Annotated in this window: 30 protein-coding genes and 1 pseudogene; 23 read left to right on the forward strand and 8 right to left on the reverse strand. The window is 37.1% G+C overall.

All coding sequences use genetic code 11. The annotated features are described in order from the left end of the window. Nucleotides 1-77 precede the first annotated feature (77 nt). Both T323_RS0119720 and T323_RS0119725 read left to right on the forward strand, forming a co-directional pair. Nucleotides 78-611 (forward strand): hypothetical protein, encoded by a 534-nt coding sequence (locus T323_RS0119720; protein WP_026674818.1) that lies wholly within the window; start codon nt 78-80, stop codon nt 609-611. A 296-nt stretch (nt 612-907) separates the two neighbouring features. Then, the gene (locus tag T323_RS0119725) at nt 908-1,348 is read left to right on the forward strand and encodes an NUDIX domain-containing protein (protein WP_026674819.1); all 441 of its coding nucleotides are present in this window, start codon (nt 908-910) and stop codon (nt 1,346-1,348) included. A gap of 98 nt (nt 1,349-1,446) precedes the next feature. On the opposite strand, the gene T323_RS0119730 is transcribed toward T323_RS0119725, so the two are convergent. After that, on the reverse strand, nt 1,447-2,607 hold the full coding sequence (locus T323_RS0119730; protein ID WP_026674820.1) for an FtsW/RodA/SpoVE family cell cycle protein: 1,161 nt from the start codon (nt 2,605-2,607) through the stop codon (nt 1,447-1,449). A 125-nt stretch (nt 2,608-2,732) separates the two neighbouring features. On the opposite strand from T323_RS0119730, the gene T323_RS27210 reads away from it, so the two are divergent. The 7 genes and pseudogenes from T323_RS27210 to T323_RS0119780 all read left to right on the forward strand — a co-directional run bounded on the left by T323_RS27210 (nt 2,733) and on the right by T323_RS0119780 (nt 8,096). Further along, a complete protein-coding gene (locus T323_RS27210; RefSeq protein WP_084309340.1) occupies nt 2,733-3,239 on the forward strand; it encodes an NUDIX hydrolase in 507 nt (168 codons plus the stop codon). A gap of 1,100 nt (nt 3,240-4,339) precedes the next feature. Next, nucleotides 4,340-4,978 carry a hypothetical protein gene (locus T323_RS0119745; RefSeq protein ID WP_026674822.1) on the forward strand — a complete coding sequence of 213 codons (639 nt, stop codon included), beginning with the start codon at nt 4,340-4,342 and terminating at the stop codon, nt 4,976-4,978. After that, nucleotides 4,975-5,172, forward strand: coding sequence for a hypothetical protein (locus T323_RS0119750; protein ID WP_026674823.1), 198 nt, complete (start codon nt 4,975-4,977; stop codon nt 5,170-5,172). The genes T323_RS0119745 and T323_RS0119750 overlap by 4 nt, the downstream gene beginning before the upstream one ends. A 434-nt stretch (nt 5,173-5,606) precedes the next feature. Further along, nucleotides 5,607-5,989: pseudogene (locus T323_RS27220) on the forward strand (VOC family protein). Then, a complete protein-coding gene (locus tag T323_RS0119770) occupies nt 5,982-6,191 on the forward strand; it encodes a DUF6366 family protein (RefSeq protein WP_026674825.1) in 210 nt (69 codons plus the stop codon). Before T323_RS27220 ends, T323_RS0119770 begins: the two are co-directional and overlap by 8 nt. Nucleotides 6,192-6,441: 250 nt before the next feature. Further along, nucleotides 6,442-6,801, forward strand: a complete 360-nt coding sequence (locus tag T323_RS0119775; protein WP_026674826.1) for a hypothetical protein — start codon at nt 6,442-6,444, stop codon at nt 6,799-6,801. A gap of 167 nt (nt 6,802-6,968) precedes the next feature. After that, nucleotides 6,969-8,096 carry an NADH-dependent flavin oxidoreductase gene (locus T323_RS0119780; RefSeq protein WP_026674827.1) on the forward strand — a complete coding sequence of 376 codons (1,128 nt, stop codon included), beginning with the start codon at nt 6,969-6,971 and terminating at the stop codon, nt 8,094-8,096. 733 nt (nt 8,097-8,829) lie between these two features. On the opposite strand, the gene T323_RS0119785 is transcribed toward T323_RS0119780, so the two are convergent. Next, nucleotides 8,830-10,305: an MDR family MFS transporter gene (locus T323_RS0119785; RefSeq protein WP_026674828.1), complete on the reverse strand. Its 1,476-nt coding sequence runs from the start codon at nt 10,303-10,305 to the stop codon at nt 8,830-8,832. Between the two features lie 166 nt (nt 10,306-10,471). On the opposite strand from T323_RS0119785, the gene T323_RS28140 reads away from it, so the two are divergent. Continuing rightward, nucleotides 10,472-11,098, forward strand: a complete 627-nt coding sequence (locus T323_RS28140; RefSeq protein ID WP_051556634.1) for a TetR/AcrR family transcriptional regulator — start codon at nt 10,472-10,474, stop codon at nt 11,096-11,098. A 221-nt stretch (nt 11,099-11,319) separates the two neighbouring features. On the opposite strand, the gene T323_RS0119800 is transcribed toward T323_RS28140, so the two are convergent. The 4 genes from T323_RS0119800 to T323_RS0119815 form a co-directional block, all read right to left on the reverse strand. Continuing rightward, nucleotides 11,320-11,928 (reverse strand): ABC-2 transporter permease, encoded by a 609-nt coding sequence (locus tag T323_RS0119800; protein WP_026674829.1) that lies wholly within the window; start codon nt 11,926-11,928, stop codon nt 11,320-11,322. After that, nucleotides 11,909-12,790: an ABC transporter ATP-binding protein gene (locus tag T323_RS0119805; RefSeq protein ID WP_026674830.1), complete on the reverse strand. Its 882-nt coding sequence runs from the start codon at nt 12,788-12,790 to the stop codon at nt 11,909-11,911. Before T323_RS0119805 ends, T323_RS0119800 begins: the two co-directional genes overlap by 20 nt. Beyond that, nucleotides 12,790-13,167, reverse strand: coding sequence for a GntR family transcriptional regulator (locus T323_RS0119810; RefSeq protein ID WP_026674831.1), 378 nt, complete (start codon nt 13,165-13,167; stop codon nt 12,790-12,792). Before T323_RS0119810 ends, T323_RS0119805 begins: the two co-directional genes overlap by 1 nt. 160 nt (nt 13,168-13,327) lie before the next feature. Continuing rightward, a complete protein-coding gene (locus T323_RS0119815; RefSeq protein ID WP_026674832.1) occupies nt 13,328-14,626 on the reverse strand; it encodes a serine hydrolase domain-containing protein in 1,299 nt (432 codons plus the stop codon). A 117-nt stretch (nt 14,627-14,743) separates the two neighbouring features. Between T323_RS0119815 and T323_RS0119820 the strand changes: the two genes are divergently transcribed. After that, nucleotides 14,744-15,097 carry a hypothetical protein gene (locus T323_RS0119820; RefSeq protein WP_026674833.1) on the forward strand — a complete coding sequence of 118 codons (354 nt, stop codon included), beginning with the start codon at nt 14,744-14,746 and terminating at the stop codon, nt 15,095-15,097. Between the two features lie 4 nt (nt 15,098-15,101). Here T323_RS0119820 and T323_RS0119825 read toward each other — a convergent pair whose 3' ends face one another. Further along, nucleotides 15,102-15,944 (reverse strand): LysR family transcriptional regulator, encoded by an 843-nt coding sequence (locus tag T323_RS0119825; RefSeq protein ID WP_026674834.1) that lies wholly within the window; start codon nt 15,942-15,944, stop codon nt 15,102-15,104. Nucleotides 15,945-16,060: 116 nt separating this feature from the next. Here T323_RS0119825 and T323_RS0119830 point away from each other — a divergent pair, with 116 nt between their 5' ends. Further along, entirely contained in the window at nt 16,061-16,837 is a 777-nt protein-coding gene (locus tag T323_RS0119830) for a class I SAM-dependent methyltransferase (RefSeq protein ID WP_026674835.1), read from the forward strand. Nucleotides 16,838-16,855: 18 nt separating this feature from the next. Next, entirely contained in the window at nt 16,856-17,314 is a 459-nt protein-coding gene (locus T323_RS0119835) for an SAM-dependent methyltransferase (RefSeq protein ID WP_026674836.1), read from the forward strand. 285 nt (nt 17,315-17,599) lie between these two features. On the opposite strand, the gene T323_RS0119840 is transcribed toward T323_RS0119835, so the two are convergent. Beyond that, nucleotides 17,600-18,928, reverse strand: coding sequence for an FtsW/RodA/SpoVE family cell cycle protein (locus T323_RS0119840; protein WP_026674837.1), 1,329 nt, complete (start codon nt 18,926-18,928; stop codon nt 17,600-17,602). 298 nt (nt 18,929-19,226) lie between these two features. On the opposite strand from T323_RS0119840, the gene ilvD reads away from it, so the two are divergent. The 10 genes from ilvD (at nt 19,227) to T323_RS0119890 (ending at nt 26,493) form a co-directional block, all read left to right on the forward strand. Beyond that, nucleotides 19,227-20,918 (forward strand): dihydroxy-acid dehydratase, encoded by a 1,692-nt coding sequence (gene ilvD / locus T323_RS0119845; RefSeq protein ID WP_026674838.1) that lies wholly within the window; start codon nt 19,227-19,229, stop codon nt 20,916-20,918. A 168-nt stretch (nt 20,919-21,086) separates the two neighbouring features. Continuing rightward, nucleotides 21,087-21,677: a GNAT family N-acetyltransferase gene (locus T323_RS0119850; protein ID WP_035179367.1), complete on the forward strand. Its 591-nt coding sequence runs from the start codon at nt 21,087-21,089 to the stop codon at nt 21,675-21,677. A gap of 31 nt (nt 21,678-21,708) precedes the next feature. After that, complete coding sequence (locus T323_RS0119855) at nt 21,709-21,951, forward strand: hypothetical protein (protein WP_026674840.1); 243 nt, start codon at nt 21,709-21,711, stop codon at nt 21,949-21,951. 23 nt (nt 21,952-21,974) lie between these two features. Beyond that, nucleotides 21,975-22,448 (forward strand): GNAT family N-acetyltransferase, encoded by a 474-nt coding sequence (locus tag T323_RS0119860; RefSeq protein ID WP_026674841.1) that lies wholly within the window; start codon nt 21,975-21,977, stop codon nt 22,446-22,448. A 50-nt stretch (nt 22,449-22,498) separates the two neighbouring features. Next, entirely contained in the window at nt 22,499-22,951 is a 453-nt protein-coding gene (locus tag T323_RS0119865) for a DinB family protein (protein ID WP_026674842.1), read from the forward strand. Beyond that, nucleotides 22,951-23,403, forward strand: a complete 453-nt coding sequence (locus T323_RS0119870) for a GNAT family N-acetyltransferase (RefSeq protein ID WP_051556635.1) — start codon at nt 22,951-22,953, stop codon at nt 23,401-23,403. The genes T323_RS0119865 and T323_RS0119870 overlap by 1 nt, the downstream gene beginning before the upstream one ends. Nucleotides 23,404-23,417: 14 nt before the next feature. Then, complete coding sequence (locus T323_RS0119875) at nt 23,418-23,762, forward strand: hypothetical protein (RefSeq protein ID WP_026674844.1); 345 nt, start codon at nt 23,418-23,420, stop codon at nt 23,760-23,762. Between the two features lie 436 nt (nt 23,763-24,198). Continuing rightward, the gene (locus T323_RS29600; protein WP_281175749.1) at nt 24,199-24,324 is read left to right on the forward strand and encodes a hypothetical protein; all 126 of its coding nucleotides are present in this window, start codon (nt 24,199-24,201) and stop codon (nt 24,322-24,324) included. Nucleotides 24,325-24,340: 16 nt separating this feature from the next. Further along, nucleotides 24,341-24,802, forward strand: coding sequence for a cytochrome c oxidase subunit II (locus T323_RS0119885; RefSeq protein ID WP_026674845.1), 462 nt, complete (start codon nt 24,341-24,343; stop codon nt 24,800-24,802). Between the two features lie 14 nt (nt 24,803-24,816). Beyond that, the gene (locus T323_RS0119890) at nt 24,817-26,493 is read left to right on the forward strand and encodes a cbb3-type cytochrome c oxidase subunit I (RefSeq protein ID WP_026674846.1); all 1,677 of its coding nucleotides are present in this window, start codon (nt 24,817-24,819) and stop codon (nt 26,491-26,493) included. Nucleotides 26,494-26,496 lie beyond the last annotated feature (3 nt).

A 26,496-nucleotide genomic window follows, 5' to 3' on the forward strand; every position in this document is an offset into this window, starting at 1 on the left:
AAACGCAACTAATGAAAACTTTACCATATTTGAAAAGGTATATGATATTATATAGTAAACTAGTCTAGGGTGATAATATGAAACGATTGTTATTTTTTATGATGCTAGCATTTTTCGTATTAAATGGTTGTTCGAATGATGAAAGTGATGATTATATTAAAATACCAAAAGATGAAGCCCCACGATTATGGAATAACGCGGATACTCAGCTTTGGGAATATGTGAAAGACGATTCGCTGGCGGAGGAAACTGGTTGGACGAGTGGGGTAACAGAATGGGAAAATGCTGATTTTGAGTTTGCAGAAGAATTAGCTGCACCGAATCAAAATTGGGACATGCCAGGATTGTTATTACAAGCATGGCTACATGATGTGGAATATAGTGAATGGCTTGGTATTGAAGTTTGGGAAATTACGACGAGAATTAATATGGTAAGTGAAGACATGGCAGAAGGGTTTATTTTAAGCTATGGCTTGTATGATGACTCGATATCGGGAACAGATATTAAATTGTCTATGAAACGAGAAAATGAGTATTGGTATATTGAAGATGTCAATGTTCGTCACCGTTGTTCAAGAGGTGTTAGTGAAGATTCACAGTTCTGTAATTAACGTATCTTTGTAGAACTATTTCACTGTTCTTTAGTTATATTGTTTTCATTAGCATGAAAAACGAGTAAAATAGAATAGAACTGGAAAATTGTAGCTAGGGTTCCGCTAGTGTATACACTAGGTCAGTGACCGAGGGCTACATCTTTTACTATATGTAAAAGGCACCTATTGACATAAAAGGTCCGAGGGGAAAGGTTCAGCGTATTTCGCATGCGTTGAAACTTTGCTTCGGGCCTTTTTTTACATATAAGACGAAAAGACGCTCCCGCGTTTTTCTTAATTTAGGAGGGGAAAAGATGAAAAGAATTGATGCAGTCAAAGCGGCAGTAGCGGTTATTATTTTCAATGAGCAAAAGCAAGTGTTACTGCAAAAAAGGAAAGATGTTGGATTGTGGGGAATTCCTTCTGGGCACATTGAAATCGGAGAAACCGTTGAACAAGCAGCAATTCGAGAGGTAAAAGAAGAAACGAATGTGGACATTACAATCAAAAAGTTAATTGGCGTATACTCAGACCCAGATTCACAAAGGTTTGAATACCCAAATGGAGAAGTTGTCCATTTTATAACATCGTGTTTTCTTGCCGAAATAACAGGCGGAGAAGTAAGCTGTAACGAAGAGGAATCACTAGAGATTAAATTTTTTGATGTCGATGATTTACCGAACAATTTATTAAAAATGCATCCGCAATGGTTAAAGGATGCACTTGCACAAAGGGAGTTAGCGTTTATCCGTTAATCATTGGATAAATAGGATGGTAAGGGAAATCGAATAGGAAGAAGAGGAAAAGAGTTGACCATATAATCAACTGGTTCAACTCTTTTCCTTCCATTTTTTTACTCGTCGTCATCTTGAAACATATACTGCTTCGTATTGTATTTCACACTTAACACTAATCCAATGGCAAGGCATGAAGCTAGAAGTGCACTGCCACCATAGCTTAAAAAAGGTAATGCAAACCCTGTGACAGGAAGTAATCCAACGTTCATTCCGATGTTTTGAAACACTTGAAAAGCCAACATTCCTGCTACTCCGGCACATAGGTAAGAGCCAAATTTATCATGACAGTGTAACCCGATCATAATCACTCGATAAATAAGGAAGAAATATAAAATTACGATAAGGCTTGTACCAACAAAACCGTGAGTATGTCCGATCACTGCAAAGATAAAATCAGTATGGGCTTCTGGTAAATAAAACAATGAATCTTCTCTTCCATACATCGTCCCAGACCCAATAGCAGACATTGATAGAATCGTTTGATAGCCAGCATCTGAATGTTCTGTTGGCATGAGCCAACCGTAAAATCGTTTCACTTGGTAAGGCTCGAGGTGATTTAAAAAATATTTTTCTAGTACCTCGTGTTTCGTAAAAAATAAATAAACAAACCCGAAAATAGCAAGTACCGGAGTTAAAATCATCGTAAGTACTAACTTAATATCAATATCGGAAACGAGGATGATAGAAATAAAAATCGATAATGTTACCATAATCACACCCATATCTGGTTGACGCATGAAAATGAGAATGGGAGGGACCATGGTTACGAGCAGCTTTAGTAAAAGAAGGCTATCATTTTTAAATTTACTCATCGTCTCCTTACGGTTATGGCTATATAGAATTGAGCTCATCGAAATAATTAAAAAAACTTTCATGAGTTCAGAAGGTTGAAATGAACCGATAAAAGGTAATCGGTACCATCTAACCGCACCTTTAATGTTCGGTGCGAGTACATCAGGAACGATAAAAAGACCAAGTAAGATGAGGATACCTAGGCCATATAAAATCCAATGTATCTTTTTTAAACTATCAAAATCAAAAATAGCGACCGAGATCATGATAATAAAGCCAACTATACAAAAGAGAATTTGTTTCAGCAAATAGCCGTCCCCATATTGCTCAAGGTGCTGGGCTTGGAAGATGTAATAGCAGCTTGCAACGAATAATAGAAAAATAATAAAAAGAATATTGTAATCAAGTTTATCTGTGTTTTTTATGACTGTACCCTCCGCTACATACTTTTTTACTAAATTATACCATTGTGTTACAAACTTATTGTTAAAAAATTTTGTAAAAAGAAGTAAAATATAACTATACAATTTAAGGATAGAGGTGTGTCCATATGGCTATGTCTTCTTATTATAAAAATATTCGAGACAAAATCGGGTCTGATCTTATGTTTATGCCTAGTGTTGCTGCAATCGTGCGTAATGAAAAAGGAGAAATTTTATTTCAAAATAAAGGGAATGGAGAAAAGTGGAGTTTGCCAGCGGGTGCCATTGAACTAGGGGAAGCACCTGCCCAAGCTGTTATTCGTGAGGTTTGGGAAGAAACAGGCTTAACTGTTATCCCTAAAATCTTACTCGGTGTGTTTGGCGGGAAGGAATTTCGTTACGAATATCCGAATGGTCATAAAGTAGAGTACAATCTTTTTATGTTTGAATGTGAAGTGATAGAAGGCACGCTCTGTCCAAAAGATGAGGAAACGGCTGAATTGCAATATTTTCATCTGGATTACATACCAGACCTTGCGATTCCTTATCCAAAAGTTATTTTTGAACAATCGGGTCGCAGTGAAGTATACTTTCAATGGGATGAACAATGGCTTAATGCCATATCGCAAAAATAGGAGTTGGAGGAGTGAAACGGTGGATATTACGTTTTATTTAGAGCAAGGTGTTTTTAATTTATTATTTCTTCTTCTAAAACATTAAAAAGAGTATTTGAAACATTATCCGTTTAACAATCATTTTCCGTTTCATTTTTTGAACGGGTTTGATGTACCAACGTTTTCATTAGATTCATTGATTTCATCGATCATATCATTTTCAAAGGTGACTAAAAGTTATGCAATCGGATATTGCATAAGCTATGACACATTATGTTAATATTTACTATTTTATTTAAAATATAGTATGCTAAGATATGAAAATATTAGAAAAAGAATCTATGAAACTATTTAAAAATGGAGAATTAGACGGTTATAAAGAGGTAGATCGAACTAATTATGTTTATTCCATTATGTATAACTGGGGTCAATCAAGTTATGAATTTTGTTAGTGTGAGGTGTAGACTAAATTAAATGAACAAATATCATCGATCGAGTTTAAAGCTAATTTTTATTATTGCTATAACAATAATTTTGTTTAAATATTGGTTGGATTTAAAAATAGGTTATGGAATTGTATTTTTGTTTGTAGCTGTTGGTTATGCTATTTACCTTAATTTTAAAGCAGCTAAAAATAAAGGGAATGAGGAATGAAAAAAGATGCGAGAGATTATTCTCGTATCTTTTTTTGTGTTTATGGCTTCAACGCAGTATTTGCGTATTTGTCAATCTTGTAGTGGTAGCGAAACGAAGTGAGCATAGGGAACGGAAAGGCGTTAACAAATTGCACTAGCCCCGAACCCTCTAGGCATTGAATCGAATGCATTCGATTCCTGCCTACCGGCGAGGGAGTCCCTCAAGGATTGAGGGTTGGGGAGTTCGATTAATTGGAGTCTGGGGAAAAGTTCCCCAGTGGGTTTGGGCAACGCCAAAGGTTTTGTTTTGTTTTCGGATTGAGGGAGTGTAGTCGATTTTATTGATGTTTGTTTAGTGAACTGATTTAGGGACGAGGTTTCTCTTACTCAACAATTATTTTGAAATTGGTTCAAATTATGGGAATTTTATCTATCTATTTACAGTAAATTATTTACTGTTTTATTTAAAACATAGTATACTTATATATGAAAATACTAGAAAAAATTGGAGGTTTTGTTCGTGGGAAAAATTGTAAGTGTGATTATGCTTTGAGTTTAATAGTTTCTCCCACATTAGTTTCAGCGCAACCAATTCAAAAAGAACAAGCAACTAACGAGTTGAATGATTATTTGTTTTCATTAAGTAAAGAAAATAAAGTTGATGAATTAGAAGATGTTCTTAGTCTATTAACTGCTATTGAAGAAATGCCTGCAGAAATTGTTTTTGCTTCAGATAAAGTCAAGGCTCAATGGATATATGTAAAAACAGGAAAAAATATTTCAAATGGTAGACAAAAATCAGATTTTATTATATATCCAGGTGCGGGAGAAGTTTCTGCATATGCAAGTGTGGGACAAATTGCTGCACTATTAACTTTTACTCCAGCAATATTATTGAAAGTTAAAGCTGGTTTAAAGGCAGTTTGTGGAGCGAAAACTTTTGTTCACAAATTTTCTTCTGCATATAAAACACTAAGACATAAAGAAAAAAAACCACATACTGCGATTCAACAAGCGGCCCAACGTGCAGCTGCAAAAGCAGCACCAGAAGCACGAGCAGCTTTAGCTGACTTATTTGGTGTTGGTGTAGTTATTGGAGCTTGCTCGTGGATTTTTGAAAAATGAATAAACTTCAAGAAAAGCTTTTAGCTAGAGTTGATTGGTTTCATATTATTATTTCTTCAATAATGCTCTTTGCTATATTTTTCTTTCCAGATCCGTTTAAAGCAATTGTTATTGTATGTGGTTTTATTGCGACTATGATTGTTGTGATTTATAATAGAAAAAAATTAAAAGATGATAATAAAAAGAACGCTTGATAAGCGTTCTTTTTATTTGGCATTAATATATTATATTGAAGAGTTCTTTAGTATGTTTAGAGAAATGAAAGAAGAGCTCGGATATGATGTTCAAATTGAACAGTTGCTTTGGTTTACTTTGAATACAAAGGAAAGTCATTTCATGAGATTGGATTGATTTACAAAGTCTCTACGACTAATAAAGTGAATGTAAATAGCGACTTTTTTTATGGAAAAGAAGGAGAACATTTGTTGTATAACTGGGTTCCTATTGAGGAGCTTAACAAGATTATTTTATATCCAGAGTTTTTGAAAACAGGCCTTACTGAACTACCAACAGTGACACAACATCTTATTATCGGTAAATAAAAATATCATGACATAGCCTTATTACGGTGGGCGTAATTAACATAATCTGTTAAAATGAAAGATAAGAACAGAGAGGGGATGTTTTGATGATTATTGGCCTACATCATGCGCAAATTACAATCCCAAAAGGTAAGGAAGAAGAGGGAAAACAGTTTTATTGTAATGTATTAGGATTACGGGAAATCGAAAAACCAGCGTCATTACAAGGGAGAGGCGGGTTTTGGTTACAGGTGGGGGAAAAGAAGTTCATGTCGGAACAGAAGCTGGTTTTGACCGGTTATCAACAAAAGCTCATTTAGCCTATGAAGTCGAAAATCTAGCATTTTGGAAAGAAAAATTAAAGAGTCATTCGATTGAGATTCTAGATTCGGTCCCGATTCCTCATTATGAACGGTTTGAATTTCGAGACCCTTTTGGAAATCGGGTTGAGATGATAAAAGAAATCAGGGACGGAAATGAAGATGAGTAATAAAAGAGAATCTCCTGAAAATACGAGAGAAAGACTGCGACAAGAAGAGTTAAAGCGCAATTCATTAGGTAAGGCAAATGATGCATTTCATCGAGGAAGTAGTGGAAGTTTAGTGGATTTGGTTGGCAGTTTAGGTTGGAAAGGAACAGGGATACTGATTGTTGTGATAATTATAGTCGCTTTGATAGTATCTGTATTATAACGGGGTAATTGTTTAGATGTAGCGGACATTTGTTCCGCTATTTCAACAAAAATGTAGTGTTTCAGATATCGTTCGGACAATTATTCCGTTATTTCACCAAATTTAAACTGAATACAACACACTTTCCTGAAATAGCGGAACGAATGTCCGATAGCATGTGAGAATCAGTCTTTTTTGATAAAGTAGCGGAACGAATGTCCGTTAGAGGTTCACATTAAACTACATGCACATCAATTGGGAGGTGGATTCGGTGGTAAGAAATTTACTTTACGGAATGAGTATTTCTTTTAGTCTTTATATAATACTTACAATGTTTGTTTTAATGTTTACTAGAAGCTTTGACTTAGAACTTATAAAAATGTGGGGATTCGGATTGTTTTTGCTCTTGTTTTTAAGTTCATTCCCTTTGTATAAAGCTGTTTATCACGGAGGGAAAGTCGCCAATCCAACTTATACAACGTATGTTCCACCAGACGAGCATCACCACCATACCATTCAAAAGAACTATGATTCTAGTAAAAAGCGAAATACAGATCATCTTCAAGGAATATTAATCTGGTCTAGTGTTTTTATGCTACTGATTACGATATTATTAGCGGTCTTGTTTTAACGAGGGATAAGGTCGTTATCATTATATTACTACTAGTCAGTCCACCTTATTTTACGTATAAGGTGGACTTTTTTAATACTTATAAAACCAGAATGAAAAAGCAAATTGTTTGCATAATAAAGTCGTACTCTTTAGTATAAACATACGAGAAAAAGGAGGTTGAAAAAATGAACAAAAAATATGAACCGTTATTTACCGAGTATACGTTTAAACGAGGAGTTAGTATAAAAAATCGGATTGTTATGGCGCCGATGACGAATTTTGCATCTGAAGAAAATGGTGCTGTGAGTGAGGAAGAGCTCGCTTATTATAAAGAACGTTCCAATGGTGTAGGAGCGGTTATTACTGCAGTTGCTTATGTAACAAGGGATGGCAAAGGTTTTGTGAATGAAATTAGTGCAGACTCTGATGAGATGATACCAGGCTTAAAGCGATTAGCTTGCACGATTAAAGGGCAAGGGGCTAAAGCGATTTTGCAAATTTTTCATGCCGGTAGAATGGCACCACCTGAATTGTTAGAGGATGGTCAATCTGTTAGTGCAAGTGCGGTGGCTGCGCTTCGTCCGGGGTTAGTGACACCACGCGAGTTAACAGAATCAGAAGTGGATTTAATTATTGAAGCATTTGGACAGGCAACAAGACGTGCCATTGAAGCAGGTTTTGACGGGGTGGAAATTCACGGAGCGAATACGTATTTAATTCAACAATTTTTCTCTCCGCATTCTAACCGACGAACAGATAAGTGGGGCGGTACGATTGAAAAGCGGATGGCATTTCCGATAGCGGTTATTGATGCGGTTAAAGCTACGGTAGAGGAACATGCGAAAGAGCCTTTTCTTGTTGGCTATCGAATTTCTCCAGAAGAGGTAGAAAACCCGGGGATTACAATGGAAGATACACTTTTGTTTGTCGACAAGTTAGCAGAGCAAGACCTTGATTATTTACATATCTCAGTCCAAGATTTTTGGCAAGGGTCGATTAGGGATGAACAGGATAAAACATCAAGAGTCATCCTCATTCATGAGCGTGTTGGTGACAAAGTTCCAATTATTGGCGTAGGATCCCTCCATACTCCAGATGATGTCATGAAAGCTTTTGATACAGGTGTACCGATACTTGCATTAGGGCGAGAATTGATTATGGAACCAAAATGGGTTGAAAAAGTTCAAGCTGGACAAGAAGATGAAATTGCAACAACGATGACAAAAGAGGACCAACAACGATTAGTTGTCCCGGATACGTTATGGACAACGATTATGAATACACCTGGTTGGTTTCCGGTTGTAGATAAATAAGGATATTAAAAAAAACTGAGTGAAGAAATCCACTTCACTCAGTCTTTTTTTGGAAGATAAGAAAGCATAAAAATCTTGGTCTATCAGTGAAGCTTTGAAAACTTATTCAAGAAGAGCACTTGGTGTTCACTTTCAAAAGCGGGCAGGGCTCCGCACTTCCCTTGAAACGAAAGGACGTTTCCCGAGTTTTTTTAATTTCCTGCAAATCTGAAAGCCTGTACTCTCCTCCATGTAACCGTTTATAATACTCAGGATACTTTGTCTAATAGTAGTATTCTATTAGACACTTCTCTCCAATTTTGCACTCATTTTGTCTAATAGAGCCTTTCTATTGGACACTTTTCTCCGATTTTGCACTCGTTTTGTCTAATAGAGCCTTTCTATTGGACACTTTTCTCCGGTTTTGCACTCGTTTTGTCTAATAGAGCCTTTCTATTGGACACTTTTCTCCGGTTTTGCACTCGTTTTGTCTAATAGAAGCCTTCTATTAGACATTTCTCTCCGGTTTTACTCTTGTTTTGTTCAATAGAATCTTATAACACACATTTCAAACGCCCCCCGTTAAAGAAAAACGCAGGAGCGTCTTTTCTTTTCAAGCGAAGTGCAAAGCCTTCGCTCTTCTAGATTAAGCTTTCAAAGCTTCACTGCTATATCTAAATTTTTAGTACTTTCATATATGTCAAAAAAGCCTGTAGTTATGATTTCACGAATCATCTACAGGCTTTTTTTGTTTTTACTGAGCTTTTGTTTCCTTAGGCTGTGTTACTCTGCGAACGAGTAAAGACATAATAATCGCAGCAATAGCTAAATAGAAACCGGTGGAGAAGCTTTGCTGTGACCCGTGAGTGAGGGCAGCAATCATGTCTTCACCAGTCGGATTGCTAATGCCGTTCGTTTGTAAATAACTTTGCTGACCATTTTCCATAACCGAAATAAATAAAGCCGCACCGATCGCTCCGGACACTTGCGTTAATGTATTCATGATCGCTGTTCCGTGTGGATAAAGATGTTTTGGAATTTGGTTTAATCCATTTGTTTGCGCAGGCATCATAATCATCGCAACAGCGATCATTAAGATGGCTTGCTGGATAACCACGACCCAAACGGGGATGCCTGGTGTTGTATATCGGTAAGTAAAAACAATTATAGCAAGAATGATCGTCCCCGGAATTAAAAGTGGACGAGGACCAAACTTGTCAAAAAGCCGTCCCATAATTGGTGACATGGCACCGTTTAATAATCCGCCGGGTAACATAATAAGTCCTGCAGTGACAGCTGAAAACAATAATGCTCCTTGCATGTAAATAGGCATAACAAGCATCATCGCAAACATCGTCATCATTACGATCATAACCATCAATAGACCGAGAGTGAACATAGGATATCGGAATACGCGAATGTCTAGTAACGGTATATCAATTTTTAATTGTCGCCAGCTAAATAAGGCAAGAGATAGGAACCCAACGAGCAAAAAGGAGAACACCATCGGATCAGCAAAGCTTGCATCCCCTTTTCCAGCTGCGCTAAATCCATAAACAATACCACCAAAGCCAAGCATGGACAATAAGAATGAGAGAACATCAAGCTTTGGTTTTGATGTTTCTGAAATATTAATAAGTACTTTCATTCCGAATAAAAGCGATGCTATTGAAATTGGTAAAATAAAGAAAAATAACCAGCGCCACGTTAAACTTTCGACAATTAATCCGGAAACAGTGGGTCCAATTGCTGGAGCGAACATAATGACAAGACCGACCATCCCCATCGCTGCCCCGCGTCGTTCAATCGGGATCACTGTTAAAATAATGTTAATTAAAAGCGGGATCATAAGAGCCGTTCCGACCGCCTGTGTTAAACGGCCAACTAATAATACCGAAAACACGGGACTTACTCCACAAATGATTGTTCCGATTGTAAACAAGGACATTGCCGTAATAAATAATTGTCGAGTCGTAAAGCGTTGCATAAAATAAGCGGATATTGGGATTAGTGTACCAATCACAAGCATATATCCAGTCACAAGCCATTGCACGGTGCTATGAGCAACACCGAAATCGGCTGTAATAACATTTAAGGCAACATTCAAAATCGTTTCACTTAAAATCGCAACGAATGCACCTGATAATAGCACTGCAAGAATAGGAATCGGGTTCACCTCTGGTTTACTCGTTTCCGAAGTTGCAGCATTTTCTTGAGCGATAACTGCCATCGTCTCTCCCTCCAATGTACTCTATATATATGAAACGGAATCGTTTCGCTAAATAATAGTACCACCATTAAATACGAAACGCAATAGTTCCGTAATTGTAAAAGTTTTATTAAGATGTTAAACTGAAGGAAGAAAAGCGAGACTCGGGAAAGAGGGAGGACTTTCGATGTCAAAGCAACTTGAACAACAAGAAAGCAAAAGAGGGAGACCTCTTGATATGTCCCGTAACGAAGTGATTTTAACAACGACATTACAGTTGTTAGCAGAAAACGGGTTCGACGCTTTAACGATTGATGCGGTTGCAGCAAAAGCAAAAGTCGGAAAAGCAACGATATATAGACGTTGGTCTTCTAAAGCTGATCTTGTTATCGATGCCGCCTCTATGATAAGTCCTTTTCAAAAACTAGAGGAGAGTTTAAATCGTGAACAAGACGTGCGAGAACAATTAGTTGATATGCTGTCTTTTCTTTTTCAATGTGACGATGACAAAGCGCAAACGATGCTGACGGCGATTTATAATGCAGCTTCGTCAAATGAAAAAGTAGAAAAAGCACTTAGAAACGAATTTTACTGGCGTCATAGAGAAGCGATTAAATCGATTGTTTGTCCTTTTTTAAAAGAGGGGCATTCACTTACTGAAGCGGAGTTTGACTTGCTAGCAGATATTGGACCAGCGCTTATAACGTACCGGGGTGTATTTATCGGGGAGCCATTTGACCGCGCGTATGTAGAAAGAATGGTGGATACGTTAATGATGCCGATGATTAACTCTGTGCTGTCTAAGTGTGAGTAGTGTCGGAGGGTCGAGGAGAGGCTAACGGACATGTGTTCCGCTAGTGTTATGAAAAACAGCTAATTTGAATTCTTATTGGACATCGGTTCCGTTATTAACGAAATTCATAATTGAATTTGCTTGTTTTTGCCAAATAGCGGAACGTATGTCCGTTAAGAAGGTGAAACGAGGCAAAATCATTGAAATAACGGAACAAATGTCCGAACGATGCTCAAAACCTGTCATTCTCCTTTTTTACTATAAATATAGATGGATAGAAGCCAAGAACAAACATAAAGGAAAGATGCGCTACCAATTATTAATAAATATACTAGGGCGTCTTCTAACATGAGTAAGGTATGCATAAAGTCTCTAACTCTATCATGTAAGTTAGGAATAAACAGAGTGACAGTGATTAAATACAAAGCCAACAATCCAATTCCAGCAAAGGTAAGATACTGTGTTTTAAAACGATAAGAAAATGGAAAGTAAAATGAAGTAAATACCATTACGAGAGATAAAATGAGTAACGGTTCTTTCCATGGTAATATTTCTTGATGGAAAATGAGATGGCCGATAAATATGATAAAAATAAAAATCGCTGTAAAAATGAATGTGCCGGCATATTTTGAACTTACAATTTCCTTTCGTGTATAGGGAAGGGAATTTAATAAAACATGTATCGTTGGTTTCTCATCCATGACAAAAACGTTCATAATCGTGGCGATACTAAATACGACTCCAAACCAGATGCTTGATGGTTCAAGAAATAATATCATGAGCAAAATAGGAATCAAGATTAGTAGGGTATATTTTTGTAAAAGTAAATCTTTACGAATGAGCGTGTACATTTAGATTTTCCCCTTTCTTCGTATAATACATAATATCTTCAAGGTTAGGTTTCTCGATTAACGCCATTTCTCCAAATAATAACTGAACCCGTGTTTTGTTTGCTGTTAAGCCCTCAAAACCATGATTTGATTTGCGGACAGCGATAAATTCCCGTTCAGTATCGCGATCTAATAAGTCCATACTACCTTTAACAATCGCGTATTCTTCTTCGATTTGATAAAATTCCTTCGTGAAAATATGCTCGCCATTATGGATAAACGTAATATAATCCGCAATTCGGTCTAAATCAGTTGTAATATGAGTCGAGAAAAAAATCGTTTTCTCTCCGTCCTGCATGAGTGAATGGAGGATGTCTAACAGTTCTCGTCGGAAAATAGGGTCTAAACCAGAAGTTGGTTCATCCATAATAATTAATTCGGCATGATGCGATAGCGCAATCGTCAAGGAAGCTTTCATCATCATCCCTTTTGAGAACGTTTTTAACCTTTTATTAAGTGGCAATTCAAATGTTTTTACGTATTCATAAAACACATCGTCATCCCAATTTGTATAAGCGGGTTTAATGATTTTTTTCAATTCTGCAAGAGTGATTTGTTCATAAAAAATGTTTTCATCAAAAACAAAGCCTATCCGTTGCTTGATTGCTTTTTCATGCTCTTTATACTTCAAGCCGAAGACAGAAACGGAACCCGAATCTGGTTGCAATAAATTCATAATGAGCTTAATTGTCGTTGATTTTCCAACCCCATTTCCACCGATAAACCCTGTTACAAATCCTTTTTTCACATTAAGGGAAAAATCCTTTAATTGAAATCCAGCAAATGATTTTTGAATATTTTTTAATTCAATAATATTTTCCATTATTCTTCCTCCTTATATAACATCGTAAGTAATTCCACTAACTCTGTAAGCGAGACGTCAATTTCTTTACTGTTTTGAATGACAGTTAATAATTGTTCTTCAATGACTTGCATCTTTCGTTCTTTCATCATTTCTTTGTTTTGTTCGGCGACAAAAGATCCTTTCCCGACAACAGAATAAATGAAGCCGTGTTTTTCGAGTTCTTCATAAGCCCGTTTTGTCGTAATGACACTGATGGCCAACTCCTTTGCGAGTTGACGCATAGAAGGAAGAGGTTCTCCGGCCTTTAACTTGTTTGATAAAATTTGCTTTTTAATTTGTGTATAAATTTGCTCGTAAATCGGTTCTTTCGAATGATTCGAAATGATGATTTCCATAGGAAAACCTCGCTCATTGAATTGATATTGTATATGTACAATATATACAATATACTCATTGATTGCAACTTTTTTATGAAAAAAAGCTGTAAGGAAGAAATCAAATCTTCCTTACAGCTTATTTATCAAGGGTTTTCGCTCATTATTTATTTTTGTGAAACTAGCTTTCTTTCCGGATGATATAACGATTGTTGTTATAGTCCTTATACTCAACCTGTTCAATTTTATTTGATGAAGAATAGTAAAAGGTGAGCTGCTCGTGAATCATTTCGGTTACAAAAGTTGTCTTTGTTGACTGGTGTTCAATAGCAATAAGCTTAAATTTATTGCGAACTCCATATCGTTTTGGAACAATGAAGTAAAGTTCATTACGGTCAATGGTAATATGTAATGTTGTTTCTTGATTTTCAAAACGATACATTCCAGTAAACGATGACAGGTTTGTAATAGGAATTGCATTTGCTAGAGGGGGTATGGCAATTTTATTTCCGAATAATAGATTTGCGATTTCACGAGAGAGTTGTGTGACAGGGGTTACATCAATATTACTAAGAAATATAATAGTCACATTATCTTCATGAAAGCGAAGAAACTCATTTGAAAATCCACTTATATCACCGAAGTGGTGCAAACATCTCCGGTTTGAAATGTCAGAAACGACCCAACCACAAGCATAGGAACTTAAATGTGGCGAAAACATCAAATCAGTGAGCTCTTTAGGAAGAAGTTGAGATGATGAGAGTGCCTTATCCCAAAGGTGTAAGTCCTCTGTTGTCGAATAAAGTCCATAAGCCCCTAATGGAAAAGATAGGTCCGCATAAGCAGAATGGATTGGTGTTTCCCAATAAGAATAACCAGAAGCTAAATGCGGAACGACCTGAATCCCGTCATCACAACCAGTATTAACCATCCCTAATGGTCGACAGATATTTTCTAGAATGTAATCAGAATAAGACATATTGGAGACGTGCTCAATAATGGCAGTCAGGATAGCATAGCCAGAATTTGAGTATTCAAATCGACTTCCTGGATTAAAGTGGAGCTCAAGGTCTTTAAAAGAATCAATCAATTGCGGTAATGTGGAAGGAAGTCTCATTGTTGTCGACCAAAAGTCAGGAAAGCTTGTGTAATTAGGAATACCTGCTGTATGGGTTAAACAGTTGTATATCGAGATACGATCGCCATTTGGATAGGCAGGAATATACTTAGTAATATTGTCGTTAACATTTAGCTTTCCTTTTTCGTGCAATTGAAAAATAGCAAGAGCAGTAAACGCCTTTGTTAGGGAACCAATTCGATATTTTGTCGTTGCAGTATTTGAAACGTGGTGTTCCCAATTTGCAAAACTAAAGCCTTGATTTAACAATATTTTGTCATGATAACGAATGAAAAGTGAACCATTCAAATACTTATTTTCTTTGAATCTTTCAACCCAATTCTCTAGTTTTTCCTCTAACAACCATAATCCCCTCGATTCTCTTAAAAAAAAGACATGACTTTTTGGAAAAATTTGATATGCTAAGTGTATCATAAGCTAACAAAATAAATAATAGAATTTGAAAGGGGCATGGTTCAAATGAAGAAAATGGGGTTTTCTGTTTTTATTTTGATGTTGCTTTTTATTACAGGATGCAATGAACAACAAGAAATAAAAGCCGGAGCAGATTATAAACCGATGATATCAACCGAAAGTGAGATTTACGGCGATACTGGAAATGTAGAAAATGAATTGTTAAACGAGTGGAAGGAGCTAGGGGAAGTGAAACAACAGGTTTCCCAAACGGAACCAATGATATTAGGAGCTGAGTATATATCGAACACACTCCCCGTTGGTACTAAAATCTTTGCAGATGAGCAACAAAAAGATTTCATTTATGCGGAATACAATAACAAGTATATAGAATATGAAGCACTAGAGAGTAACAGGTAGCTCTCTAGTTTTTCCTTGTCACGATATTCAAGAAAGCTTTTACTTGTGGAAGGTCTGTTGCGTTTTCGGAATAACTAATCCAAGTCGGTCGTGAGAGATGTGTCTCTTGTGATATCAAGGGATGGATATTATATAGACTAGTGTCTAAATCGGTGATGGCCGACTCAGGTAAAATGGCCATTCCGATTCCATGTAACATAAGTTGTTTACATGTTTCGATTTGATCGACGGTTATTTTTCGTGTCGGCCGCCAATTAGGGTGGTCGGTGAGCCATTCGTCTACAACAGAATGAAAACTAGGATCGCTTTGGAATTCGATTAATAATTTTTCTTTTTTTACATCTTTTCTTTCGATGATATAAAGTTTATCGGAAAAAAGTTGATGGCATTGCCTATCTTGTATTTTTTCTCCTCGTATAATGGCGACATGATACTGATTGATGGAATGACGGATATCTTGGCTTAAACCAGTAAACAGTTCAATGTTAACTTGAGGGTACTGTTCGATATAAGCTTCAAGAATTTCTGGAAGCAGGTATTGACCGACAACGGAAGAAACACCTAACGATAATCTTCCCGTCACTTCGTTTGTTGATTTTGAAATCTCATCTAGTAGTTTTGTTTCGCGCTCAATTAGTTCTTCCCCAAATTCAATAATTTTTTCACCCGCGGGTGTGATGAGGATCTTTTTTGTCGTTCTTATAAAAAGTTTCTCGCCCCAGTGTTCCTCGATTTGTTTCACCCTTTGACTAATCGCAGGTTGCGATAGATGTAATGCTTTAGCAGCGCCTCTAATTGTCCCTACATTTTTTATCTTCACTAATAGTCGATAGTCATCGATTTTCATTTTTGCCCCCTCATATATAAGTTTTTCTTATCAATTTCAATAAAAAACAAGTATTATTCTTATGGGATTATTTTTATTATACTAAAAAAGAAGCGATGTGGAAGGGGAGAAAAGAGATGACGATTAATTTTCATAGTCATGAACATAAGAAAACGTATACGACACGAAATGCAGATCAATCGTGGATAGAAGCAATACGTAAGCTAGTTGAGGTGAAAACTGTTGATCATGCATTGGATATTGGGTGTGGCGGAGGAATTTATACAAAAGCACTAGCAGATTTAGGGATAGGAAAAGTGACAGGTATTGACTTTTCAGAGAGTATGCTTGAAGGAGCAGAGGAAAATTGTCAAAGCTACGAAAATATATCCTTAAAGTATGGCAATGCATATGAAACAGGCTTGGAAAATGCACAATACGATCTCATAATACAAAGAGCATTGATTCATCATTTAGACGACTTACACCGTTGTTTTCAAGAAGGGTATAGAGTGTTAAAACGTGGCGGTACGTTCATTATTCAAGACCGTACTCCTGAAGACTGTTTCTTAAAAGGAGACAGAAACCATATTAGAGGTTATTTTTTCGAGCGATTTCCGCAATTGATGAATAGCGAGAGAGCACGCAGATATAAAAGTGAAACGGTTGATACTGCATTAAGAAATCAAGGGTTTACAAATATCGAAGAATTAAAATTGTGGGAAACGAGAAAAGTGTATGAGCAAAAAGACGAATTGCTTCAAGATATTAAAAACAGAACAGGTCGAAGTTTATTACATGAACTTGATGATAATGAAGTTAGCGAGCTTATTAATTTTATTCGTCCGTTAGTACCAATGGGTGGTCCAATTGTTGAAAAAGATCGCTGGACGATTTGGAAAGCGATGAAATAACGAAGGAGGCGTGAGATTATGATAACATTACAACCGATTGGAATAGCTTACAATGAGCGAGATAACATCCAAGACGATAATTGGGGAATAGTGGATTCTAAAATTGTAATCGATAGAACCATTCCAGAAGAAGCGTTAGCTGGGATTGAACACTTTTCCCATCTTGAAATTATTTATTATTTTCACAAAGTAAAAGAAGAAAACATTGAAGTGGGAGCGAGACATCCAAGGAACAATCTTGAATTACCAAAAGTCGGGATTTTTGCCCAACGAGGGAAAAATCGACCGAATCGTTTGGGATTAACGACAGTTCGATTATTAAAAAGAGAAGGAAGAGAGCTATATGTCCAACGATTGGATTGTTTGAACGAAACGCCTATTCTTGATATAAAGCCGGTAATGGAGGAGTTTCTGCCAAAAGAATCGATTAAGCAGCCGGAATGGACTCGGGATATAATGGAAAGGTATTGGGAGTGAAAAAAGAAAGTTTGAAAAAGGGTACTCTCCGATAAAGAGAGTGCTCTTTGGGATTAGCTCAAATGTTACGGACATCTATTCCGCTATTTCTTGAAATCACGCCCCTTTTTCATTTCTTACGGACATACGTTCCGTTAATTGACGAAAAGAGCAGTAAAAACAAACTGTTTAGGTAAAATAGCGGAACGTATGTCCGTAAGCCTTTGAAAAATGCTACTTTTTCTAAAAATAGCGGAACAAATGTCCGATAGAGACTATTGATGTAACAGGGCGATTGAAATTTTTTTATTTAGCGCCATCTGACCGGTATTTTATATCTGCAATTGTTGGCTTTACAATATCTTTGCGTCGATACACGCTTAAAATAAGTCCTAATACAACAGAGTTAAAGAGTAGCGCACTTCCTCCATAACTAACAAATGGAAATGATACTCCAATGATTGGGACAATACCAAAAGCCATTAAAATGCTCCAACAAGCTGGCACCGCAAATATAGAAGCACCACCGATAACTAATAACTTACCGAATAAATCTTTAGTTTTAAAGGTGTTTTTAATAATTCTCGTAATAAAAGCAAAGAGAAGAAGGCAAAGGGTTATCCCAAATGCCCAACCAAATGTGTAAACGAGGTAAACAAAGGCAAAATCAGTATGTGTACCAGGCAGTAGCTGTATGAACTCATCATGAAAACCATTTCCAAACCAACCTGATCGAGAAAGTGCTTCTTTAGCTAATATATAGATATATCCGAACGCATCTTCGTAAGATTTTGGATTAAAGAAAGCTACTAATTTATGATAAAAGTAGACTCCACGAGAGGTGGAAGGAATACTCATTATGACAACCAAACCCGCTATGATATTAGATATGATTAAACTAGTCGCTAGTTTTTTATGGACTCTCGAACAAGAAAACATCGTCAGAATACAGACAAAATAAATAATAATATATATAAATTGGGGTAGAACCATATAGAAAAGAATAGGTACCCAAAATAAGGAGAATAATAAAGCTTGCTTTAACCAGCTGTTAAACTCATTAATTTTACTTATAATGCCGACCCATGCAATGAAGAATAATAGCAAGCTTAATGTTGTTGAGTTGACTTCAATTCCACCTACAGATATCCACCTCTTAACGCCATTCAGCGTATACCCAAAAATATAAGTGTAAATAAGAAGTGTTAAGCCACCCCCATAAAATAACATCCACATATTTTGTAATTTTCGATAATCGAAAAAAGTAAGACAAACGACAACTATGGTTGCAAGAGTAAGCCAGAGTGCTTGATAACCTAAATAATTGATAGCGAAATCGCTCTGAATTAAAGGAAGAAACCCTATCCCCGCAATGATGAGAAACAAAACAATAAGGAACCAGTCGACTCTTGGTCGATAAAGCCGATTTAAATGTTCGCCGATTGTATAGGGATTTCCCATTTCTTGAACTGCTTTTTCTTCGGCTTCGTCTTTTGAAGTTTCTGTTTTTTGAAATGATTGACTTAACTGTTGAAGATGATTGGACAGTTCCTTTTTGATTAGTGTGTGTGTCTCTTTTGCTTTCACTTTTGAAGTGACTTTATTTAAAAAATCATCAAACTTTTGTGACGTCATATTTAGCCCTCCTCTTTGAAGTGTTTTAATAAATGTGTTTGTCGCTAGTTTTTCTGAAGTAAGCGCACCTCGCTTATACATTACGGATTCCCTCTTCGTTTATTTTAGACGAAGCAACAGCTCTTTTGGTTTTAATAAATGAAAAAAATATAATTTATGAGTAAAAAAGGAAATGATAAGTTTAAAACTAGGAGAGGTAGTTGATCCTAGTACAAGAACTTGTCTCATAACGTTTGAATTCAAAAAGTTACGGTTATTGGACAAGAAGAAGTATTAGTTAAGGTGGGAGGAATAAAAGATGACGAATAAAAAAGATTTGCGCATCCGAAGTACGGACATTAGTGAAGGGGTCAATCGGTCGCCAAACCGAGCGATGTTGCGGGCGGTAGGTTTTACCGATGAAGATTTTAAAAAGCCAATGATTGGAATTGCAAGCACGTGGAGTGAAATCACACCTTGTAATATGCATATTGATGAGTTGGCCAAAAGCGCAAAAAAGGGGGCGACACAACATGGCGGTGCTCCGTTAATTTTTAACACGATTACTGTATCCGATGGAATTTCAATGGGTCATGAAGGAATGAGATATTCTTTACCGAGTCGGGAAGCCATTGCAGATTCAATTGAAATCGTCACAAATGCTGAACGATTTGATGCAATCGTTGCAATTGGAGGTTGCGATAAAAATACACCTGCCTGTTTAATGTCGATTGGAAGGATGAACATCCCAGCTGTTTACGTATACGGTGGAACGATTCAACCTGGTTTTTTAAATGGAGAAAAAGTCGACATCGTCAGTGCATTTGAAGCTGTTGGAAAATACCATGAAGGACAAATTTCAGAAGAGGAATTACATAAAGTAGAATGTACTGCTTGCCCAGGAGCTGGGGCTTGTGGCGGAATGTACACCGCCAATACGATGGCTTCAGCAGCAGAAGCGATGGGGATGAGTCTTCCAGGTTCTTCGTCAACCCCTGCTATTTCACCAAATAAGGCGATTGAATGTGAGGAAGCGGGAAAGAAAGCGATTGGACTTCTTGAAAAAGGCATTTACCCAAGGGACATTATGACGAAAAAAGCGTTTGAAAATGCAATTACAGTTGTGATGGCACTTGGAGGTTCGACAAATGCATTCCTCCACCTTTTAGCGATAGCACAATCTGTGGATGTTGAGTTAACTTATGATGATTTTGAACAGATTAGAAAAAGGGTGCCCCATATCGCTGATTTAAAACCGAGCGGAAAATATGCGATGCAAGACTTAAATGACATCGGTGGAGTACCTGGGGTCATGAAGCTCTTATTAGAAAAAGACTTACTTCATGGAGACTGTATGACGGTCACTGGCAAGACAATAGCAGAAAACTTAGCAGAAGTAGATGATTTGCAAAAAGATCAAGACATTATTCGTCCGTTTGATAACCCGTTAAAGCCGAATGGACCATTAGTTGTGTTAAAAGGAAATTTAGCGCCTGAGGGAGCTATTGCGAAAATGTCCGGGATGAAAAAATCTCGATTTGTCGGAACGGCAAAAGTGTTTGATAGTGAAGAGGAAGCAACTGACGCAATCATGAAAAATGATATAAAAGCGGGAGATGTTCTTGTCGTCAGATACACTGGTCCAAAAGGAGGACCAGGAATGCCGGAAATGTTATCGGTGACCGCCTTGATTGTTGGAAAAGGTTTAGGTGGAGAAGTCGCACTCCTTACCGATGGAAGATTCTCGGGTGGTTCTCACGGGTTTGTCATTGGTCATATCGCACCAGAAGCCCAAGTTGGTGGCCCGATCGCGTTATTACAAAGTGGAGATACCGTTATAATTGATAGCGAAACGCAGGAAATTATGTTCGATGTGTCAGAAGAAGAGCTACAACGCCGACAAAAAGAGTGGAAACAGCCACCACTAAAAGTTTCAAAAGGCGCATTAGGAAAGTATGCAAGGCTCGTTTCTTCAGCGGCAAAAGGGGCCGTAACGGATTTGTTTGAGTAACGGATTAAAAGGTTATCCAAAACGGATAGCCTTTTTTTGAGCTTTGGATGCTCCATTCGGATCGTTGTTTTTATTCTTATTGAGTAGAATAATAGTTTCGTTAGACGTAGTATGTTTACAATCTATTTTTTGGTAATATTAGGAGAAAGGATAAAAAGGAGGAATCAAATGTTAGAAATAAGACCATATAAGCCAGAGGATGAAACCGGTTGGGTTCGCTGTCGAGTTCTTTCATTTTTGGATACGGCTTATTATGATAATGTATTACCGAAAAAAGAAATCTATCAAAATCCAGCGATTGAACTAGTAGCTGTTCTAAACAATGAGATAGTAGGACTGTTAGATATTGAATATGAAACAAAACCGAATACAGTTTGTACAAAAGGCTCTAATATAGGCGGAATGATATGGCATATCGCCGTCCATCCAGATTATCGTCGCAGAAGCATTGCAAGTCAATTGTTACACGAAGCTGAAAAGTTGGCAAAAGACCTTGGGATTACTTATTTTGAAGCGTGGACAAGAGATGATAAGTGGGTCCATCATTGGTACGAATCTAGGCAGTTTGTGCAAGTAGATTCATATCTTCATGTTTTTTTAGAAGACCCACAGGAGCTAAAGGTTTGTAACTGTGATATTCCCCAATTTACTCCGATTTTAGCTTTTGCTCATTATACAGGTGAAGATAAAGCAATGATTAGAGAAAAATTCAAACGTGTTCATGATTGTTTTTGTTTTATCAAACAAATAGGTCGTTAAGTGGAAATTATAAACATGGAGGAGAGCTTTTATGTTATGGGTTATGACGCAAAATAAGAAAAATATTATAAATGTTAAGGAAATTAGAGTAAGAGATTATTCAACATACACAAAAATAGAAGGGATTGTAAATAAAGGATTTTTGTGTACTTGGAGTAGAATGCTTGGAACGTATCCATCCAAAGAAAGAGCGTTTGAAGTATTGACGGACATGCATAACGCGATAGAGGATAATACGAAACATGCAGTGACATACTCGATGCCAGAAAATTAAGATTAGTAAAAGAAAGGACTCATATGATTAAAAGAATCGATATTACGAAGAAGGAACAGGCAGAGAGGGTTTTGCAAGTGCAACTTCCTTCTTATAAAATAGAGGCTAGTCTTATAGGGTCCTCTGATATTCCCCCTTTGTTTGATACGGCTTATTCATTACTATATTGCGGTGAAACATTTTACGGATATTGGGAAGCAGAAGCGTTATGTGGTGTGATTTCACTGAAAATAGAGAGTGATGAATTAGATATTCATCGGCTCGTTGTCCATCCCGACCACTTTAAAAAAGGAATTGCGCAAAAGCTGCTATCTTTTATTGAACGGCAATATCCTGTTCCGCTCATAAAAGTAGCAACAGCTTCATTGAATCTTCCGGCTATTCAATTGTATCAGAAAAATGGATTTGAAAAGGTAAGGGAAGAAAAGGTTTTGACAGGCCTTTCTTTAAGTTTTTTTGAAAAACAGCATCAATGCTTTTTTAGAGGGACGTTTTAAAATATGGCAATAAATAGGTTTGTGAAACTCATCAAGGGAGTGTGTGATAAATGAATAAAACATTACAGCAATTTCAAGAAACAATCGAGGACGTCATTCAATTTCAGGATATGAATGAGGAACTATTATGCGAGCCTTTAAGTGTGGGGAAATGGTCGATCCGTGAAATTATTGGTCATTTATATTATTGGGACAAATTTAATCTTCAACAAATGGTTCCTTACATGCAGGATGGAAATGATTTACCTACTTTTCCAAACCATGATGAATTGAATCATGAAGCAATTAGATTGTTAAAAGATCATTCTGTTAAAGACATTAACACTTTGTTTATATCGACACGGAAAGAATTGATAACACAAATCTCCACTATTGATGAAAATGTTCGATTTACAATTGGTGGAGGAAAACGAAAGCTATCAACAGAGAGCTTTGTGAAAATTTTTTTAAAACATGATAGCCATCACCTGAAACAAATGCGAGAAAAAGTAAAGAGTGCATGATGGAATATAACGTAAAAAAGATACATAATCTCCTACACTATGACTTGAAGGAATTAAAAGAGCAGAGTAAGGCTGAAGGTTTTCGTTTTGTTGAAAGAGTAGAAGAAGAGTATAAAACGGGGGAAAATCAATTTAGTAATCGTGGAGAAGCACTATTTGGTGTGTTTAGCGAAAAAGAAGAACTTGTTGCTCTTGCTGGATTGAATAAAGACCCACATTCAAACGATTCTACTATCGGGAGAGTGAGACGGTTTTATATAAAACAAGAAGTGAGGCGTATGGGAATTGGAAGATTGCTAATCAATCGTATTATCATGGAGGCGAAATTATATTTTCATACGTTAATTTTGTACACAGATACACGAGAAGCTGATGCTTTTTATCAATCTGTTGGGTTTATAAAAGGGGTCGAGTATACGAAGTCCACACATTATATGAAATTGGGCAAATAGGGTGGTGATTAGCGTTGAAAAGAAAAAGGCTTTTTCTAGTTTCGCTTGGCCTGCTCATCTTCATCTTCATTAGCATTGTTTATGTGTGGAATAATGGGACGCCTTTTGGAAAGCATCAAGCGATTGAGTATGCGCTTGACTTGATTTCAGATGAGTATGAGATGGAGGAACAAGAGCTCGTTTTGTTTGGAACGAAGTACTTCCCAGGAAAAGGGCATTATACGGTTGTATTCATCGATTATGACCTAGAGTTGTATGTAGCAGATGTTAAGTTAAAGGCGTTTTCAACAGACTATTATTTCATTGAAAATAGAACAAACTCATATGACAAAGATATCTTACTTGATATACTAGATTAAGAAATGGAGTATCATTATGATTCGAGAAAACCGAAGTAGCCTTGTGTTAAAAGTAATTAAGCAGCATGAGGGTGGCATCACGAGCTTTGACGTTTCGGACATATATTCCGCTATTTGCTGAAAAATAAAGCGATTTTTATATTTTACGGACATCTGTTCCGTTATTTCCCCAAAATTGGGATGGAATCAAGCGAATGGGGCCATATAACGGAACCAATGTCCGATAGCATTTGACAAACCCGACTTTTTCTTAAAATAGCGGAACGTATGTCCGATAGCACTCCGATACAAAAAGAAGGCGAGGAAATCGTAAAGATTTCTTTGCCTTCTTTTTGTTTTTACGATATCTTCTTGCAATTAATTTTTAGAATGTGATGTCAATCACGTATTTGAGAATGACTTTCAATTAAAATGAAGGAAAAGGAGGGTGAATCACATGTCTATGCCTAAAAAAAATGAAAAAGGCTCCTTACGAGGTACGGCAATGGGGTTAGGGTTTGTGGGTGCGGTCATTTTAGTTACGTATTTTATTTTATATGGCATTTATTTAGCTAGAGTGTAAAAAGGGGAGAGTAAACATGCATAAATCAGAGAAAATTTGGCTTTCATTAAGCTTTGGTATGATTTTACTTTTTATGATTGCAACGGGGTATCAAGCTTTTGCATTAGGGATGGCGCCACCAGGAGGGATGGAAACGATTGATCCGAAAAAAGTGGATGAAACCGCACCTTTTGATAATCCAGGAATTACACAAATTGGTGAAAATGAATATGAAGTCGTTATGGTGTTAGAGTTGTATCGTTTTACGCCTGCTGACATTGAAATTCCTGCTGGCGCTACAGTTCATTTCAAATTAACGTCAAAAGATGTGATTCATGGTTTTCAAATTGTAGGCACAAATGCGAATGGAATGGTAATGCCGGGTTATGTATTAAACATGACACAAACGTTTTCTGAGCCTGGGGAATATTTAGTGCTGTGCAATGAATTTTGTGGTGCGGGTCATCAGTTCATGGCAACGACAATTATCGTGAAATAAAGGGGGGGAGTCTTGTGGAAGCAGTTCATATAGACAGTAGACATAGAATCAATGAAGTGTTAGGTGTCAATGTAGAAGATGCAAAATTAACGAAATCCTATTTATTTGTAGCTTTTATTGCGTTGCTTTTGGGTGGTTTTTTTGGCTTACTTCAAGGATTAAATCGTTCGGGTTTGCTCGATTTGCCACTATGGTTTACTTATTATCAAGCATTAACGGCACATGGCATCTTATTAGTCGTGATTTTTTCAGGATTTTTTATGATTGGTTATTTTTATTCGTGTCTTTCTCATACCCTCGGTGGACTTCTTCCTAAAGTAAGGAAGATGGGGTGGGTCGGGTTTGGCTTAAGTATGTTTGGTACGGTACTCGTTGTCATTATGGTACTTATGAACGAAGCGTCTGTATTGTACACCTTTTATCCACCGATGAGAGCGAATCCGATATTTTATATTGGTTTAGTTTTTGTTGTACTCGGAATATGGCTGTGTTGTTTCGGTGCGTTTATACAAGTTGCGAATTGGAGAAAACGGCATAAAGGTCAGCATCTTCCCATTTTAGCTTTCTTTAGTACTGGCGCTTTCGTATTGCTATTAGGGGCAACGGCGTTTGTGGCGGTTGAAGTTCTTTTTCTTATTCTTCCGTGGTCCCTTGGTTGGGTGGATACGATTAATGTGATGCTCGCACGGACATTGTTTTGGGCATTTGGGCATACTGCGGTCAATATTTGGTATTTAACAGCTGTTTCTGCCTGGTATGTTGTTGTTCCTAAAGTGATCGGTGGGACGCTTTGGAATGATACGTTAACGCGTGTTGTTGTGATTGCTTTAGTCATTATGAATATTACAGGGGGATTCCATCATCAAATTGTTGACCCTGGTATTACAGACTCGATTAAATATATGCACGTGTTTATGAGCTTAGCGATCGGTTTTCCTTCATTAATGACGGCTTATGCTCTATTTGTTGTAATGGAGCGAACAGGGAGGAGAAAAGGAGGAAGAGGAGCCTTTGGTTGGCTCAAAAAATTGCCATGGGATGATGTTCGCTTCTTAGCACCATTCATTGCCATGCTTGCCTTTATTGCAGGGGGAGCAGGTGGTATCGCCCAAACAACCTTTCAACTAAACTCAGTTGTTCATAATACGATGTGGGTAGTTGGACATTTTCACCTTACACTAGGAATGTCAGTTGCGATGACGTTTTTTGGCATTAGCTATTGGTTAATTCCTTATTTATCAGGTAGAGTCTTAACCCCTACGATGAATAAAGTTGGGATATGGCAAACCATTGTGTGGTCGGTTGCTATGATAATAATGTCATTTGCGATGCATGCAGCAGGGTTATTGGGCTCTCCGCGAAGAACATCATACACAACATACGGTGACCATGCCGCAGCCATTGGCTGGGATCCGTATATGATGGCGATTGGAATGGGGGCTGTGCTTCTATTAATTGGTGTTGTCATTCAAGTGTATGCGGTCATCCATTTGATGTTTTTTGCGCCGATTGGAAAAACAGAATTCCCGATTGCTGAAAAAGAGCCAGGGGACAATTCAGGATATTGGACAGAACGATGGGGTGTTTGGGTTGTCCTTATGATTATTGTTGTTGGGATGGCCTACGTTGTTCCGATCGTCGATATGATCGTGAATGCCCCGCCAGGTTCGCCACCATTTAGAACATGGTAATTG

It is taken from the genome of Alkalihalobacillus bogoriensis ATCC BAA-922, assembly GCF_000621445.1.
Classification (GTDB): Bacteria; Bacillota; Bacilli; order Bacillales; family Bacillaceae_F; genus Bacillus_AO; species Bacillus_AO bogoriense.